This is a genomic window from Bacillus sp. FSL R5-0431 (assembly GCF_038002985.1).
Taxonomy (GTDB): domain Bacteria; phylum Bacillota; class Bacilli; order Bacillales; family Bacillaceae; genus Bacillus.
This window is the reverse complement of the sequence record NZ_JBBOOG010000001.1, coordinates 2,616,587-2,631,331: the sequence shown is the minus strand read 5'-3', so window position 1 is coordinate 2,631,331 and position 14,745 is coordinate 2,616,587. Positions and strand designations below refer to the sequence as shown.

Here is a 14,745-nt window from a genome sequence, read left to right as displayed (position 1 = left end):
CATGGCAAAAATGACATCAAGAAAGCTTGCGAACGAACTTAAAAGCCGTCTGACAAATGACAGCTGGTCACACCAGTTTGACCGAGAAAAAGATACGCTTCGTATTGAAGATAAACAAACAAGTAAAGGTATTACACTAGAGCTCCCGCCAATCATTGCAAAGTGGGAAGTAAAGCCTGATGAAACATTAGATGAGATCGTTTACTATGTGAAAGAGGCGCTAAGTGCCATGAAAGGCGAAGCGCAGCACATCTCAGGAAAAGAAAAGCAAATTTATCCTGTCATTCGTTCCACTTCCTTTCCTGAGGCATCAAGTGATGGCATTCCCCTAGTTTTTGATGAGCATACAGCAGAAACGAGAATCTTCTATGCACTTGACCTTGGAAGCACCTACAGATTAATTGATGAGAAAATGCTTCAAAAGGAAAACTGGACAAAAGAGCGAATTAGGGAAACTGCAAGCTTCAATGTCCGCTCACTTGAAACTGTGGTGAAAATGGATGAAGTTGCAGGCAATCGGTTTTATTTCTTCCGTGCGAATGACGGATATGATGCCAGCAGACTTTTAAATGAATCGATTTTACAAGAATACGCGCAAAAAATAGAAGGACAGATGGCCATTTCTGTTCCCCATCAAGATGTATTCATCATTGCAGATGTTCGCAATGAATCAGGCTATGATATTTTAGGACAGATGTCGATGAGCTTCTTCGCCAGCGGCACGGTTCCGATTACCGCATTGTCATTTTTATATGATGAGGGCAAGCTTGAACCGATCTTTATTCTTGCTAAAAGCAGACCAAAACAGCAGTAGAAGGGAATTTTGAAGAATGAACGTTTTTTATAATGCAGAAGGTGTAGGCGACACACTCCTTATTTCATTGAAAGATGTGACGAGAGAAGAAGTAGGTCATGAGACGTTTGGAGATGTCGTAAGAATCTTCAATCAAGAAACAAAAGAAACAACAGGTTTTAATATCTTCAACGCATCCACTTACATGAAAATTGAAGAAAACGGATCTGTACCGCTATCTGAAACACTTGTTCAAGATATCAACGAAATTTTAAACCGCAACGGTGTAAGTGAAACGTTGACCGTGGATCTATCACCAAAATTTGTTGTCGGTTATGTGAAGGAAAAAGAAAAGCATCCGAATGCAGATAAATTAAACATTTGCCAAGTAGATGTTGGCGATGAAACTTTACAAATCGTGTGTGGTGCACCAAACGTTGATCAAGGGCAATATGTCGTGGTTGCGAAGGTTGGGGCAGTGATGCCAAGCGGTTTGGTCATCAAAGATGCTGAGCTAAGAGGTGTTCCGTCAAGCGGAATGATTTGTTCAGCAAAAGAACTAGATCTTCCAGACGCGCCTGCTGAAAAAGGGATTCTTGTTCTAGAGGGAAGCCACCAAACTGGCGAACCCTTTAAAGCGTAACCTCCCATAAACGGGCATATAGGAGCGAAGAATGTGTTATACCAAAAGTCACTAAGTACGTACTTAGTGACTTTTTTTCATCTACAGACAGCACAAATAGCAAAGAGCGGCACTTTTCTCGCTTTTCTGCATGAAAAAGCAATGGTATACTAAAAATCGCCCAAGAAAACGTAAGGGGAGTTAAAGTGAGTGATAAATGATGAGTTGGTTAGATAAATTTTTTAGTGTATTTTTAGGAGAAGAAAAGAAAGAAGAAAAAGCTGTGAGACCTGAGGAAGGTCCAGCTGCACGAGCGCAGCCAGTTTTTGAACAGCATAAAGAATATAAGAAAATTGAAGATACAAAAGTCTATTATGAATATCCGAAAGGCAACTTCCGCTTTCCGCTCGTTCCAGATGAACCTCTGCGTGACGGAGTGAAGCAGGAAAGAAGACGCGCAAAGCCAAGCAAGCCAAAGGCTAAGCAGAAGACCTATGAGCCAAAACAAACGGTGCAGCCTGACATCAATAAAAAGCCATTCAAAACAGAGCAAATTCCATCACCGATCTATGGCTATCATCAGGATATGCGTCCAAAACGAACAGAAGCGAAAGAAGAATCATCTCCTGTTCAAATGAAAGCAGCAGAAACAGCGCAGCGTGTCACCCTGTTATCAGAAGAGGCAGAGCGTGTACGAAATGTCAGACAGCAAATGAACATTCCGTCAATACGGAAAGAAAATCGTATGGAAGAAACGGTTTCAGCCCCAGCAGAAGAAAGAGTGGACATGCAAACAGACGTGACCCCGCTTACTTTGCAAGAGGAACTCGCTTATCAGGATCACGTTCAATCGACGATGGAGCGTTTAAATGACGAGCCTTTCATTCAAACAGAGGAAAAAGAGCCAGCCTTTTCTGAGCCTCAAGACCATATTGAAGCTGACTTACATAATCAGGAGGCCGAAGCTTATCAAGAACAGCCGGTAGAGGCTGAACCGGAACAGGATGTCTCAAGCGATGACGAAGAAATAAAAGGCGAGCCGGTACATCAGTTTGTAGATCATACGGAGGAAATAGAACCGTTGACATTTGAAACAGCAGAAGACACACATCCCGCGATTGAAATGGAAGTAGACATGTCGGCAGAAGAAGTTGAGGTAACAGAAGACATCACAGCAGAACCGGTCGCGGAAATAGAAGCTGATTCCATAGAAGATCATCAAGAAGAAGTGCCAGCGGCAGCATTTGAAGAAGCTGAGCCAGTCGCCAAGCATGATCTGCAAGAAGACCAATTGTTGGAAGAAGCTGAAATAGTAGAAGATCAAATGATGCCAATAGAACAAGTAGCAGACGATGAGACCGCTACTGAACCAGCAGAACCTGTCATAGAGCAGCAAGAAAAGCAAGAACAAGTGCATGAAGTGATGGAAGAAAAACCGAAACAAGCAGCTCCGCAGACGCAACGTACAAGCGGACAAACCTCAACGGTACCTTTTAACGTCATGATGTTAAAAAGTGATCAGCGTGTGCAAGGGCAAAAGAAAGCAGCAGATGCACAAGGGTATGTTTTTCCAAGTCTCGCCCTTTTAGACGTACCTCCAGCTCAAAAAGAAGAGGACGGGACATGGGTGAAAGAGCGGGCAGACCTGCTCAATGCCACGCTGAAAAATTTCAATGTCAGAGCAAGTGTGGTTCATGTCACGCAAGGCCCTTCTGTGACAAGGTTTGAAGTACATCCAGAACCAGGTGTCAAAGTGAACAAAATCACGAACCTATCAGATGATATTAAACTCAGTTTGTCCGCAAAAGATATTCGAATCGAAGCACCGATTCCAGGAAAGAACACGATCGGGATCGAAGTGCCGAACCTTCACAGTAAAATGGTTTTCTTACGAGAGATGATCAGAAGCAGTGCATTTAGAGACAATCCATCACCTTTAACAGCAGCACTCGGATTAGATATATCTGGCCAGCCTGTTGTGGTTGATCTGCAAAAAATGCCGCATGGCTTAATTGCTGGAGCAACAGGGTCAGGAAAAAGTGTCTGTATCAATACCATTTTAGTGAGCTTAATGTTTAAAGCGTCACCAGATGAAGTAAAAATGCTCTTAATCGACCCTAAAATGGTTGAATTAGCGCCATATAATCACATTCCGCATCTCGTGAGTCCTGTCATCACCGATGCCAAGACAGCGACAGCCGCTCTGAAATGGGTAGTGGATGAAATGGAAAGGCGCTACGAACTGTTTGCGCACTCTGGCGTGAGAGAAATTAAACGATTCAATGAGCTTGTCAAAGAAAAACAAATGGGTGAAAAACTGCCTTATCTTGTCGTTGTGATCGATGAGCTCGCTGATTTAATGATGGTCGCACCAAATGAAGTCGAAGAAAGCATTTGCCGAATCGCACAAAAAGCAAGAGCATGCGGCATTCATTTATTGATTGCGACACAAAGACCTTCTGTTGATGTCATTACAGGTCTCATTAAAGCCAATATCCCAACAAGAATTGCTTTCTCTGTCTCAAGTCAGGTAGATTCTAGAACGATCATTGACATGGCAGGTGCAGAAAAGCTTCTCGGAAAAGGAGACATGCTTTTCTTAGAAAATGGCTCCGGCAAGCCGACGAGGCTGCAAGGGAACTTTGTATCAGACCGTGAGATTGATCAAGTAGTGGCACATGTAAGAAAACAGCGTAAGCCAGTGTTCCTTTTCGAACAGGAGGAATTAATGCTCCAAGGCTCTGCGATTACAGATGAAGACGAATTGTTTATGGATGCCTGCCGTTTTGCGATTGAGCAGAATAGCGCTAGTACATCGAGTTTGCAGCGAAGATTTAGAATTGGCTACAATCGTGCAGCCAGATTGATCGACATGATGGAACGCGAGGGCATGATCTCTGGTGCAAAAGGCAGTAAGCCAAGGGAAGTCCTCATGACACTGAGTGACTTAGAACAGCTGATCTAAACAAACCACTTCATTTTTTTTATAAACATGGTATGATAGCACATAGGTGCAATTTTGTAATTGGACGCTTTTCGTATGCCTGTCAGAACGCTTTTTTATGTAAAATGAGCGAAAGCAGGTGTTAGAAATAGGAAAGTTGTCGGATACTAATCATAGTTAATATTGATTAGAATAGGAAGATCGGAAAAAAATCTTTATTTGGAGCTGCGATCTGTGAGCCGCTAGAGGCGAAAATCACAAGTTGCAAATTGAAATGAGCGTCATATACTGTAAGTCAGATAGACGTTTGTTGGAGGTACAATTATGACTGTTTATCATTTTGTTGGAATAAAAGGGACAGGTATGAGTCCACTGGCCCAAATTCTTCATGATACTGGGTATACTGTCCAAGGATCGGATATCGAAAAACATATCTTTACACAAAAAGCATTAGAAGAACGAAATATTAAAATTCTTCCATTTGACCCAGATAATATTCAGCCAGGGATGACCGTGATTGCAGGTAATGCATTTCCTGATACACACCCTGAGATTGAACGTGCCCTTTCTGAAGGGATTCCTGTCATTCGTTACCATAAATTTCTTGGAGAATACATGGATTCATTCACAAACGTTGCGATTACTGGTGCTCATGGTAAAACGTCGACAACAGGACTGCTTGCCCATGTGATGCAATCAGCGAAACCAACTTCATACTTAATCGGTGATGGATCTGGTATGGGGAAAGAAAACAGCGAGTATTTTGTATTTGAAGCATGCGAATACCGCAGACACTTCCTCAGCTATCATCCAGACTATGCGATCATGACCAATATTGATTTTGATCATCCTGATTATTTCTCGGACATTGACGACGTGTTTGATGCATTTCAAAACATGGCGCTTCAAGTGAAAAAAGCCATTATCGCTTGCGGTGATGATGAGCATCTGCCCAAGATTCAAGCGAAGGTACCTGTTGTGTACTACGGTTTCAATGAAGAAAATGATTTCCAAGCACGCAATGTTGTGAAAAACACGGAAGGCACTACATTTGATGTATTTGTACGCAATACGTTTTATGATACCTTCTACATTCCTGCCTACGGAAATCATAATGTCCTCAATTCATTAGCTGTGATTGCATTATGTCACTATGAAGCCATTGATGTAGAGCTCATCAAAGGGGCACTAATGACATTTGGCGGGGTGAAACGCCGCTTTAATGAAAAAGTGGTCGGTGAGCAGGTTTTAATTGACGACTATGCCCATCACCCAACGGAGATTGAAGTCACCATTGAAGCAGCACGTCAAAAATATCCAGACCGTGATATTGTCGCTGTCTTCCAGCCGCATACCTTCACACGCACACAGCAATTCTTAAGTGAATTTGCTGACAGTCTGAAAAAAGCGGACTATGTATACCTATGCGATATTTTCGGTTCAGCCCGTGAAAACATTGGGAAGCTGAGTATCGAAGATTTACGAGAAAAAATCCCGCAGGCCCAATTGATTGCGGAAGAAGATACATCTGTGCTGAAAGCGCACGAAGATGGGATTCTGATCTTTATGGGAGCAGGAGACATTCAAAAATATCTGCGTGCTTATGAGAAAGTCGCTGTATAAATGCTTAAACGAAAAGTGCCGTTTTGATCGGCACTTTTTTTATTTTGAATAAAATGTGACAAAGGGGCTAAATGTGTCAACATCTGCCGCTTTTTTTCGTTCGCTGTGGACAGGAATCAGCGAATAAGTGTAGAATTATTATTCAATCGGTCATTCTAGGCGATGTTTGAATGATACAACGAGAGGGTAATGAATTGCATATGCCCGCAGCAAAGGAGGTATCAGATGATTATTATTCTATATCTAAGCGTTGCACTGATCGCAATTGCTTTCCTCATTCTTGTCATCTATTTGTCCAAAACATTAAAATCCTTACAGCTGACATTAAAGAATGTTGCATCAACTTTAGAAGGTCTTGAAGGTCAGATGCAAGGGATCACCACAGAGACGACACAGTTGCTACATAAGACGAATCAGCTTGCTGAAGATATTCAAGACAAATCGGCAAAACTCAACACAGTTGTGGATGCGGTGCAGGGAATTGGCGGCTCGATCAACCAATTTAATACAAGCATAAAGCAGGCAGCTGGTGCAGTTTCTTCATCCGTTGAACGAAATCAAGAAAAAGTCACGGATGTGGTAAGCTGGAGTAACGCAGCACTTGAAATTTATAAAAAATGGAAACAACGAAAGCACCAAAAATAAAACCATTTTCGCATAGGAGGAATAATCATGAGCAAAGACGGAATCAATAGCAAAGACTTTTTGATCGGAACACTTATTGGTGGAATTGTTGGTGCAACAACAGCCTTATTTTTAGCACCGAAGTCAGGGAAAGAGCTTCGCGATGATTTGAACACCCAAGCGAATGTTTTAAAAGAAAAAACAGATCGCCTCACAACAGATGCAAAAGAAAGAGGCACTGAATATGTGACGATTGCGAAAGATAAAACGTCTGAATTGTCCCAACTGGTAGCAGAACAGTCAAACCAGATTTTAGACAAAGTGAAAGACATAAAAGAGCGTGCAGCTGGAAAAGCTAATCATGTGAAAAGTGAAGCAGAAGATGCAGCAGCTGACCTAGCAAATGAAGCTTCAGATGTAGCAGACGAAGCAAAAGTACGAGCACAAGAAGCGAAATCAGAAATTGAAGATGGCATCAAAGATGTCAAAGAAAAAGTAGAACAATCGACTAAAGGCTAACTCTCACTGCTCGGAGTGAAGAAGGAGAACATCATGTCAAAACAACTCATTGAAACAGAAGAACAGTTTGATCAACTAACGAATCAAGATGGGACGTTTGTCTTTTTTAAGCACAGTTTGACATGTCCGATCAGTCAAGCGGCTTTTCAAGAGTTTGAAGCATTTGCGTCTGCACATGAAGACGTGCCTACTTATTTCTTGCAAATCCAAAACACAAGAGAGCTTTCATCCTATGTGACTGAAAAGTCGGGGGTAAAGCATGAAAGTCCCCAGGCACTCGTCTTTAGCGGTGGAAAAGTGAAGTGGCATGCATCCCACTCAAGCATTACAAAAGAAGCGCTTGAACATAATCTGTAGAAGAAACGTCAGCAATTGCTGACGTTTTTTTATAAAAAAAAGGTTTACTTCAACCAAAAGTATGCTATAATCTTACACATAATACTTTATCGCTTAAAAGCGTTTGGGTAATAAAGAAAATTTTCGTGACAATTCCGAAATCTTTGTTTATAATAAACCCTATCATGAGAGAATGAAAAAATAAAAAGCGAGAACAGGCAGAGGAAAGGATGACAAAAATGAGCAACAATGAACTAGAACAATTGAGACAGCAGGCAGATGAACTAAATCTTCAAATCTTAAAACTGATCAATGAAAGAGGAAGCATTGTAAAAGAAATTGGAAAGGCGAAAGAAGCGCAAGGTGTCAACCGTTATGATCCTGTCAGAGAGCGCACAATGCTGAACCAAATTCTTGAAGCAAATGATGGACCATTCGAAAACTCAACGATTCAGCATATTTTCAAAGAGATTTTCAAAGCAGGTCTAGAGCTTCAAGAAGATGACCACAGCAAAGCACTTCTTGTTTCTCGTAAGAAAAAATCGGAAAATACAATCGTGAACATCAATGGAGAAGCGATCGGTGATGGGAAACAGCGCTTCATCGTTGGACCATGTGCTGTTGAAAGCTACGAGCAAGTCGCAGAAGTTGCGGCAGCAGCGAAACAGCAAGGACTAAAACTACTTCGCGGAGGTGCATTTAAACCTCGCACAAGTCCATACGATTTCCAAGGACTTGGTGTAGACGGTCTAAAAATTCTAAAGCGTGTAGCGGATGAATACGGTCTTGCTGTCATTAGTGAAATCGTCAATCCTGCTCATATTGAAGAAGCGATTGAGCATATCGATGTCATCCAAATTGGTGCACGGAACATGCAAAACTTCGAGCTATTAAAAGCAGCCGGATCTGTGAAGAAACCAGTTCTTTTAAAGCGTGGTCTTGCAGCGACTATTTCAGAATTCATCAATGCAGCTGAATACATCATCGCCCAAGGAAATGACCAAATCATCCTTTGCGAACGCGGTATCCGCACATACGAAACAGCGACAAGAAATACACTTGATATCTCTGCAGTGCCAATCTTGAAACAAGAGACACATTTACCAGTATTCGTTGATGTGACGCACTCAACTGGACGTAGAGATCTTCTCCTTCCAACAGCGAAAGCAGCTCTTGCGATTGGAGCAGACGGTGTCATGGCAGAAGTGCATCCAGATCCATCTGTTGCTCTATCTGACTCAGCGCAGCAAATGGACATTCCTCAATTCGAAAAATGGTTAGATGCGTTAAGACCACTTGTCAACATTCACGCGTAATCATAGATAGAAAAGCCGCCGGATAACTGCCCGGCGGTTTTTCTATGGATAAAATATGATGGAGATTGGGAATGAAAGGAAAAGAGCACATTACAAGTCTCAAAAGTGCTTGTTCACAATGTTTTCATTTTTAAAATTCGATAGAATCTGCTAAGATCATTGTCATAGCTGACGTTCTCGACGATTTTTCATGAAATATGATTCAATTTACAGGAAACAAGCTCATTAAAGTTTGTTTAATTTAGTTATAAAAAGAAAGGGAACGTTTTCATATGGTGAAAAAACGTGTATAATTTCATAAAAGAATGTCATTTTGATGTAGATTGAAAAATTATGTGTCTCTTTTCATCGTTTTAATGACAAATAGGATATTATTTTCCTCGTATCTGACATGTCTCTATCCAATTGGTGAATGCTATAGATATGAAGTGTATTTGAAGGAGTGATTTATGTGAATAATGTTACAATATATGATGTAGCAAGAGAAGCAAATGTAAGTATGGCAACGGTATCACGCGTAGTGAATGGTAATCCGAATGTAAAACCAACAACAAGAAAAAAGGTACTTGAAGCGATTGATCGTCTTGGCTACCGTCCGAATGCTGTGGCACGAGGCCTTGCAAGTAAAAAAACTACAACAGTTGGGGTGATCATCCCTGATATTTCTAGTATCTTCTATTCGGAGCTTGCTCGCGGAATTGAAGATATCGCAACGATGTATAAGTACAACATCATTTTAAGCAACTCAGATCAAAATACCGATAAAGAGCTTCATCTATTAAATACAATGCTAGGTAAACAAGTAGATGGGATTGTCTTTATGGGCGGAAACATCACAGATGTGCTTGTTGAAGAATTTAAGCGCTCTCCTGTGCCAATTGTTCTTGCAGCATCTGTTGAAGAGCAGGCTCAAACACCATCTGTCAATATCAACTACGAGCAAGCGATTTATGATTCAGTTCAGCTTTTAGTTGAGAAAGGACATAAGCGAATTGCCTTCGTATCTGGCCCAATGTCAGAACCGATTAACTCTATGAGAAAGCTTGCAGGTTATAAGCGTGCGCTTGAAGAAGCGGGCATCGCATTTGACGATGCGCTCGTCGCTGAAGGCGATTACTCCTATGATTCTGGAATTGAATCACTTGCTCATTTACTTGAGCAGTCTGACAAGCCGACAGCTGTTATTGCGGCTACCGATGAAATGGCGCTAGGTGTCATTCACGGAGCACAAGATAGAGGCGTATCGATTCCTGAGGATTTAGAAGTGATTGGCTTTGATAACACGAGACTTTCTCTCATGGTGCGTCCTCAGCTGACAACAGTTGTTCAGCCGACCTATGATATTGGCGCTGTCGCAATGAGACTGCTGACAAAGCTGATGAACAAAGAACAAGTGGACGATCAAATTGTTGAGCTTCCGCACAGAATTGAAGAAAGACAATCAACAAAATAAAACGAAAAAGCAGGCTTACACATTAGTGAATGCCTGCTTTTCTTATGCATTTTTCTTTTCTCTTCTTACAGGCATAAGTGCTTTTTCTACAGTTTGAGCATTCTTTTCTGTGATTTCTGCTTTTCTTGGGATCGGTGGATATAAATCGTCAGGGTCTCCCCATGTCGATGGCAGGCTGACAGGCGATTGTTTATGCCAAGCCTGAACCCAGTCCTGAGGCAGTTCAGCCGGCGGTGTGATGCCTTTCATCTCAAGCCAAATCCGGCTCCATGCCCTTGGAACGACACGCCAAATATCATATCCCCCTCCGCCAACAGCAATCCATTTGCCATCACAATATTGATGCGCTAACTCATGGGCAAGTCTAGGAATTTCCTCATATATTTTCATGGTGGCAGATAAATGGGTTAACGGATCATAGTAGTGTGCATCCGCGCCGTTTTGCGTCAAAATTACATCTGGTTTAAAAAAAGCAGCAATTTCAGTCACTGCTGTTCGGTATGCTTCGAGGAACGATTCGTCTTCTGTAAATGCATCAAGCGGAATATTATAGGCGTAGCCATAGCCTTTATCGTGACCTCTTTCCTGTACTTGTCCAGTTCCAGGGAACAAGTAGCGCCCCGTTTCATGAATAGAGACCGTACAGACCTCTGGGTCGTCATAGAAGCTGAATTGTACACCATCTCCATGATGGGCATCTGTATCAATATATAAAATTCTTGCACCATATGTCTTTTGAATATATTGAATGGCCACGGAGCTGTCATTATATATACAAAAGCCAGATGCACGTCCTTTAAACCCGTGGTGAAGTCCGCCGCCAAGATTGAGTGCATGCTGCGAGTGTCCCATCATTACTTGGTCAACGGCTGTTAATGTTCCGCCAACAAGGAGAGAAGCTGCCTCATGCATACCTGCAAACATCGGTGTATCCTCCGTGCCAAGGCCGTAGCGTTCACCTTCTGCTGTAGAGAGCTTTCCTTCACTAGCCCGCTGCACAGCTTGAATATAATCGGCTGTATGGACGAGCTTTAATTCCTCCAGTGTCGCCATACGCGGTGCGACAATCTCATCATCTGTTAACGCCTTCATTTTTTGAAGAAGATCATATGTTAAGTAGACACGAAGCTGATTGAAGGGATGGTCTTGGTGAAATTGGTACGTTTGAAAAGAGGGTGAAAAAACAAAGGTTGCTTCCTTCATTTGATCGTCTGCTCCATTGGCCACAGCACCTTATAGCCTTTTGCACGAATCAGCTTCGTCACATGATCTGCATGAATGGTTTGAAGGCGGAATACGAGCACTTTAGAGGCTTCATTTGCATGCGGATACACGAGCACACTCAGCATTTGAATATGCTGCTCCTTTAAAATGGCCGTAATGTCTGCGAGGCCTTCTGTCATCTGGTCCACTTCAACCTCTAAGTGTGACCCAGGCTGATCTGCACCTGTCAGTCTGACAAACGTACGAAGCAAATCAGTCTTTGTGATAATGCCTACGAGCTTGCCTCGTCTCACCACTGGAAGGCAGCCAATTCCGTGTTCAAAAAAGACACTTGAAATCTCTTCAACGAAATCAAGCGGATGAGCAGTGATCGTCTCTAATACCATGATCTCTTCAACAGGACGCTGAATAAAGAGCTGCCTTTTTTCTGTTTCAAATATACTTGGACTGGCATTTTTAATATCCCGGTCTGTCACCATCCCAATGACAGAACCTTGATCAGATACGATCGGAATATGCCGAATGTGATGTGCACTCATTTTTTGAATGGCTTCTTCAATCGTATCGGTTTTTCGCAGCGTGATCACATCACGCTCCATAATTTGTTCAATCATCATTGTTTACCAATCCCCTTTGCCAAAAAAACGAATTGAACGTTAATACATAAAGCGTTGATGGAAGCGAAGACGATCGAAACGCTCAATCGAATCAGGATTCACATTTTTCCCGATTCTGGCCATTAAACAATTGGCTGGATGTGAGCTGATCTCTGGCTCGTCTGTTGCAAACCAGACAAGACCGCCTGCGTTCATCATTTTCTCCATCATTTTGCGGTACTCCCACACGTTTTTCTTTGTCCCCTTTAAATCCCAATGCCAGTAATATTCAGTTGTAATGATGATATAATTCTCCATTTGCTCATCCATCATGCTCACATCAAGTAAATGCTTGCCAAGTGAGCAGCCTCTAAATGGAGGAGCGACCTCAATCGCGCCAAGCTCGATTAAATTGTCCATGTTACCCTCTGACCAGCGCTCAAGCGGATCAGGATACAAATACGTGACATAGCCTACGACAAGCTCATCCATTCTTGCAATGATAATACGTCCTTCTGGAAGGTTTGCTATTTCAACAAGTGCTTGTTTCTGTTCCTCAGGCGTGCGAAATGCCGTCAGTCCTTCATGAAAGGTATAGTTCGCAAGCTCTGGTGCAGGTACCGGACCTTCAATAAGGATGGAACCTGTTTCTTGCTCAATGGTTTTTGAATAATAAGTTTTAGGATGCTCCACGTATCCACCGCCTCAAATTCTAGTGAGTCGTCTCTATTTTATCTTAAAACTTGCAAGAATTAAAACGGTTTCACCATAAGTTTTTTAAAAATTGAGAAAAAAAGTCATCTATACTATAATGGTCATTGTAAACGTATGCAAAGGGGGACTGTTTGATGAAATTGGAAACGCTGCCATCAGTAAAAGGGGACTATCATTTAAATGATTATGAGCAGGCATACAAAGAATTTTCATGGGAGGAAGCAAGAAAAAACTTCTCGTGGTATGAAACAGGAAACATAAATGCAGCCTATGAAGCGATTGACAGACATGCGGACTCGTTTCGTAAGAACAAGGTGGCGCTTCACTACAAAGATTCACAGCGTGATGAAAAGTATACGTTCAGGGATATGAAAATCAACACAAATAAAGCGGGAAATCTATTCAGAGAAAAGGCGCATGTGCAAAAAGGGGATCGCGTATTTATCTTTATGCCAAGATCACCTGAGCTCTATTTTCTTCTGCTTGGCGCAGTCAAAATTGGTGCGATCGTTGGTCCGTTATTTGAGGCATTTATGGAAGGAGCGGTCAAAGACCGTTTAGAAAATAGTGAGGCGAAGGTCATTGTGACAACGCCGGATCTGCTTGAACGCATTCCGTTTGCAGAGCTTCCGAAGCTTGAATCCGTCATCATTGTCGGCGGTGAAAAGGAAGACGTCGATGGCGTTCGGACAATCCATTACGAAGAGGCGTTTGAGCAGGCAGCAAAGGACCTTGAGATTGAATGGATGGATGAAAAAGACGGCTTTCTGCTTCATTACACGTCAGGGTCCACAGGTACGCCAAAAGGTGTGCTGCATGTCCATGGCGCAATGGTGCAGCAAGACCAGACCGGTAAATGGGTGCTTGATCTGAAAGAAGACGACGTCTACTGGTGTACAGCTGACCCAGGCTGGGTAACAGGCACAGTGTACGGCATTTTTTCACCGTGGTTAAATGGGGCGACGAATGTCATTTTAGGCGGCAGGTTTAACCCTGATACGTGGTATGAAACCATTGAATCACTAGGTGTGACCGTTTGGTACAGTGCTCCGACTGCCTTTAGAATGCTGATGGGAGCAGGAGATGACCTCATTCAAAAATATGATCTCAGCTCGCTCCGTCATGTGTTAAGTGTAGGTGAGCCTCTAAATCCAGAAGTCATCCGATGGGGAGACGCTGTATTTGGCAAACGAATTCATGACACTTGGTGGATGACTGAAACCGGTGCACAGCTGATTTGTAATTATCCATGCATGGACATCAAACCAGGTTCAATGGGGAAACCGATTCCAGGCGTAGAAGCTGCGATTGTCGATAATGCCGGAAATGAACTCCCGCCATACCGGATGGGCAACCTCGCCATCAAAAAAGGCTGGCCGTCTATGATGCATACGATCTGGAACAATCCTGAAAAATATGAATCTTACTTTATGCCGGGAGATTGGTATGTTTCAGGAGATTCAGCTTATATGGACGAAGACGGATACTTTTGGTTCCAGGGACGTGTCGATGATGTGATCATGACATCAGGAGAGCGGGTTGGTCCTTTTGAGGTGGAAAGCAAGCTGGTCGAACATCCGGCCATTGCAGAGGCTGGTGTCATTGGAAAACCAGATCCAGTCCGCGGTGAAATTATTAAAGCATTCATTGCGCTCAGAAGCGGTTATGAGCCGACAGATGAGCTGAAAGAAGAAATTCGTACGTTTGTGAAAAAAGGACTCGCTGCACATGCGGCACCGAGAGAAATCGAGTTTAAAGACAAACTACCTAAAACGCGAAGCGGAAAAATTATGAGACGTGTGCTAAAGGCGTGGGAACTGAATTTACCGGCTGGCGACCTATCGACAATGGAAGATTAATTTTTTTCATCAGTTGACTTGATACCAAAAGTATGTTTAAAATGACATTAGTTGAATATGTAAAGGTTTTGACTGAGATTCAGTAGAATTATCTTTCCCTGTCCAAGAGAGCTGACGGCTGG

The 14,745-nt window shown here is 42.5% G+C and carries 13 protein-coding genes and 1 other annotated feature (1 of these 14 running past the window's edge); of the genes, 10 read left to right on the top strand and 3 right to left on the bottom strand.

Annotation, left to right across the window (positions count from 1 at the left end; genetic code table 11):
- Position 1: 1 nt before the first annotated feature.
- The 9 genes from MKZ03_RS13455 to ccpA all read left to right on the top strand — a co-directional run bounded on the left by MKZ03_RS13455 (position 2) and on the right by ccpA (position 10,230).
- Positions 2 to 814: a DUF1444 domain-containing protein gene (locus MKZ03_RS13455; protein WP_307500076.1), complete on the top strand. Its 813-nt coding sequence runs from the start codon at positions 2 to 4 to the stop codon at positions 812 to 814.
- 16 nt (positions 815 to 830) lie between these two features.
- Positions 831 to 1,436: a YtpR family tRNA-binding protein gene (gene ytpR, locus MKZ03_RS13450; RefSeq protein ID WP_341032128.1), complete on the top strand. Its 606-nt coding sequence runs from the start codon at positions 831 to 833 to the stop codon at positions 1,434 to 1,436.
- 196 nt (positions 1,437 to 1,632) lie between these two features.
- Entirely contained in the window at positions 1,633 to 4,380 is a 2,748-nt protein-coding gene (locus MKZ03_RS13445) for a DNA translocase FtsK (RefSeq protein ID WP_340973554.1), read from the top strand.
- A gap of 303 nt (positions 4,381 to 4,683) precedes the next feature.
- On the top strand, positions 4,684 to 5,982 hold the full coding sequence (murC, locus tag MKZ03_RS13440; RefSeq protein ID WP_034665503.1) for a UDP-N-acetylmuramate--L-alanine ligase: 1,299 nt from the start codon (positions 4,684 to 4,686) through the stop codon (positions 5,980 to 5,982).
- 225 nt (positions 5,983 to 6,207) lie between these two features.
- The gene (locus MKZ03_RS13435; RefSeq protein ID WP_003217556.1) at positions 6,208 to 6,627 is read left to right on the top strand and encodes a DUF948 domain-containing protein; all 420 of its coding nucleotides are present in this window, start codon (positions 6,208 to 6,210) and stop codon (positions 6,625 to 6,627) included.
- A gap of 27 nt (positions 6,628 to 6,654) precedes the next feature.
- Entirely contained in the window at positions 6,655 to 7,125 is a 471-nt protein-coding gene (locus MKZ03_RS13430) for a YtxH domain-containing protein (RefSeq protein WP_034665507.1), read from the top strand.
- Between the two features lie 33 nt (positions 7,126 to 7,158).
- Positions 7,159 to 7,482, top strand: a complete 324-nt coding sequence (gene ytxJ / locus MKZ03_RS13425; RefSeq protein ID WP_034665511.1) for a bacillithiol system redox-active protein YtxJ — start codon at positions 7,159 to 7,161, stop codon at positions 7,480 to 7,482.
- Between the two features lie 218 nt (positions 7,483 to 7,700).
- Positions 7,701 to 8,777 (top strand): bifunctional 3-deoxy-7-phosphoheptulonate synthase/chorismate mutase, encoded by a 1,077-nt coding sequence (locus MKZ03_RS13420; RefSeq protein ID WP_003217626.1) that lies wholly within the window; start codon positions 7,701 to 7,703, stop codon positions 8,775 to 8,777.
- Between the two features lie 451 nt (positions 8,778 to 9,228).
- The gene (gene ccpA, locus MKZ03_RS13415; RefSeq protein WP_034665514.1) at positions 9,229 to 10,230 is read left to right on the top strand and encodes a catabolite control protein A; all 1,002 of its coding nucleotides are present in this window, start codon (positions 9,229 to 9,231) and stop codon (positions 10,228 to 10,230) included.
- A gap of 42 nt (positions 10,231 to 10,272) precedes the next feature.
- Here ccpA and MKZ03_RS13410 read toward each other — a convergent pair whose 3' ends face one another.
- Genes MKZ03_RS13410 through MKZ03_RS13400 form a run of 3 tightly spaced genes read right to left on the bottom strand, consistent with a single transcriptional unit; the run spans position 10,273 to position 12,743 of the window.
- A complete protein-coding gene (locus MKZ03_RS13410) occupies positions 10,273 to 11,433 on the bottom strand; it encodes an acetoin utilization protein AcuC (protein ID WP_066030541.1) in 1,161 nt (386 codons plus the stop codon).
- On the bottom strand, positions 11,430 to 12,071 hold the full coding sequence (locus MKZ03_RS13405) for a CBS and ACT domain-containing protein (RefSeq protein ID WP_034665520.1): 642 nt from the start codon (positions 12,069 to 12,071) through the stop codon (positions 11,430 to 11,432). The genes MKZ03_RS13410 and MKZ03_RS13405 overlap by 4 nt, the downstream gene beginning before the upstream one ends.
- Positions 12,072 to 12,110: 39 nt before the next feature.
- Entirely contained in the window at positions 12,111 to 12,743 is a 633-nt protein-coding gene (locus MKZ03_RS13400; protein WP_340973553.1) for a GNAT family N-acetyltransferase, read from the bottom strand.
- A 155-nt stretch (positions 12,744 to 12,898) separates the two neighbouring features.
- Here MKZ03_RS13400 and acsA point away from each other — a divergent pair, with 155 nt between their 5' ends.
- Positions 12,899 to 14,623 (top strand): acetate--CoA ligase, encoded by a 1,725-nt coding sequence (acsA, locus tag MKZ03_RS13395; RefSeq protein ID WP_034665526.1) that lies wholly within the window; start codon positions 12,899 to 12,901, stop codon positions 14,621 to 14,623.
- Positions 14,624 to 14,682: 59 nt separating this feature from the next.
- Positions 14,683 to 14,745, top strand: a binding site (T-box leader); it runs 176 nt beyond the window's last position.

What these genes read in the sequence shown, in the direction of transcription:
- MKZ03_RS13455 (WP_307500076.1), top strand. Translation starts at nt 2, where the DNA reads ATGGCAAAAATGACATCAAGAAAGCTTGCGAACGAACTTAAAAGCCGT.
- ytpR (WP_341032128.1), top strand. Translation starts at nt 831, where the DNA reads ATGAACGTTTTTTATAATGCAGAAGGTGTAGGCGACACACTCCTTATT.
- MKZ03_RS13445 (WP_340973554.1), top strand. Translation starts at nt 1,633, where the DNA reads ATGATGAGTTGGTTAGATAAATTTTTTAGTGTATTTTTAGGAGAAGAA.
- murC (WP_034665503.1), top strand. Translation starts at nt 4,684, where the DNA reads ATGACTGTTTATCATTTTGTTGGAATAAAAGGGACAGGTATGAGTCCA.
- MKZ03_RS13435 (WP_003217556.1), top strand. Translation starts at nt 6,208, where the DNA reads ATGATTATTATTCTATATCTAAGCGTTGCACTGATCGCAATTGCTTTC.
- MKZ03_RS13430 (WP_034665507.1), top strand. Translation starts at nt 6,655, where the DNA reads ATGAGCAAAGACGGAATCAATAGCAAAGACTTTTTGATCGGAACACTT.
- ytxJ (WP_034665511.1), top strand. Translation starts at nt 7,159, where the DNA reads ATGTCAAAACAACTCATTGAAACAGAAGAACAGTTTGATCAACTAACG.
- MKZ03_RS13420 (WP_003217626.1), top strand. Translation starts at nt 7,701, where the DNA reads ATGAGCAACAATGAACTAGAACAATTGAGACAGCAGGCAGATGAACTA.
- MKZ03_RS13410 (WP_066030541.1), bottom strand. Translation starts at nt 11,433, where the DNA reads ATGAAGGAAGCAACCTTTGTTTTTTCACCCTCTTTTCAAACGTACCAA.
- MKZ03_RS13405 (WP_034665520.1), bottom strand. Translation starts at nt 12,071, where the DNA reads ATGATGATTGAACAAATTATGGAGCGTGATGTGATCACGCTGCGAAAA.
- acsA (WP_034665526.1), top strand. Translation starts at nt 12,899, where the DNA reads ATGAAATTGGAAACGCTGCCATCAGTAAAAGGGGACTATCATTTAAAT.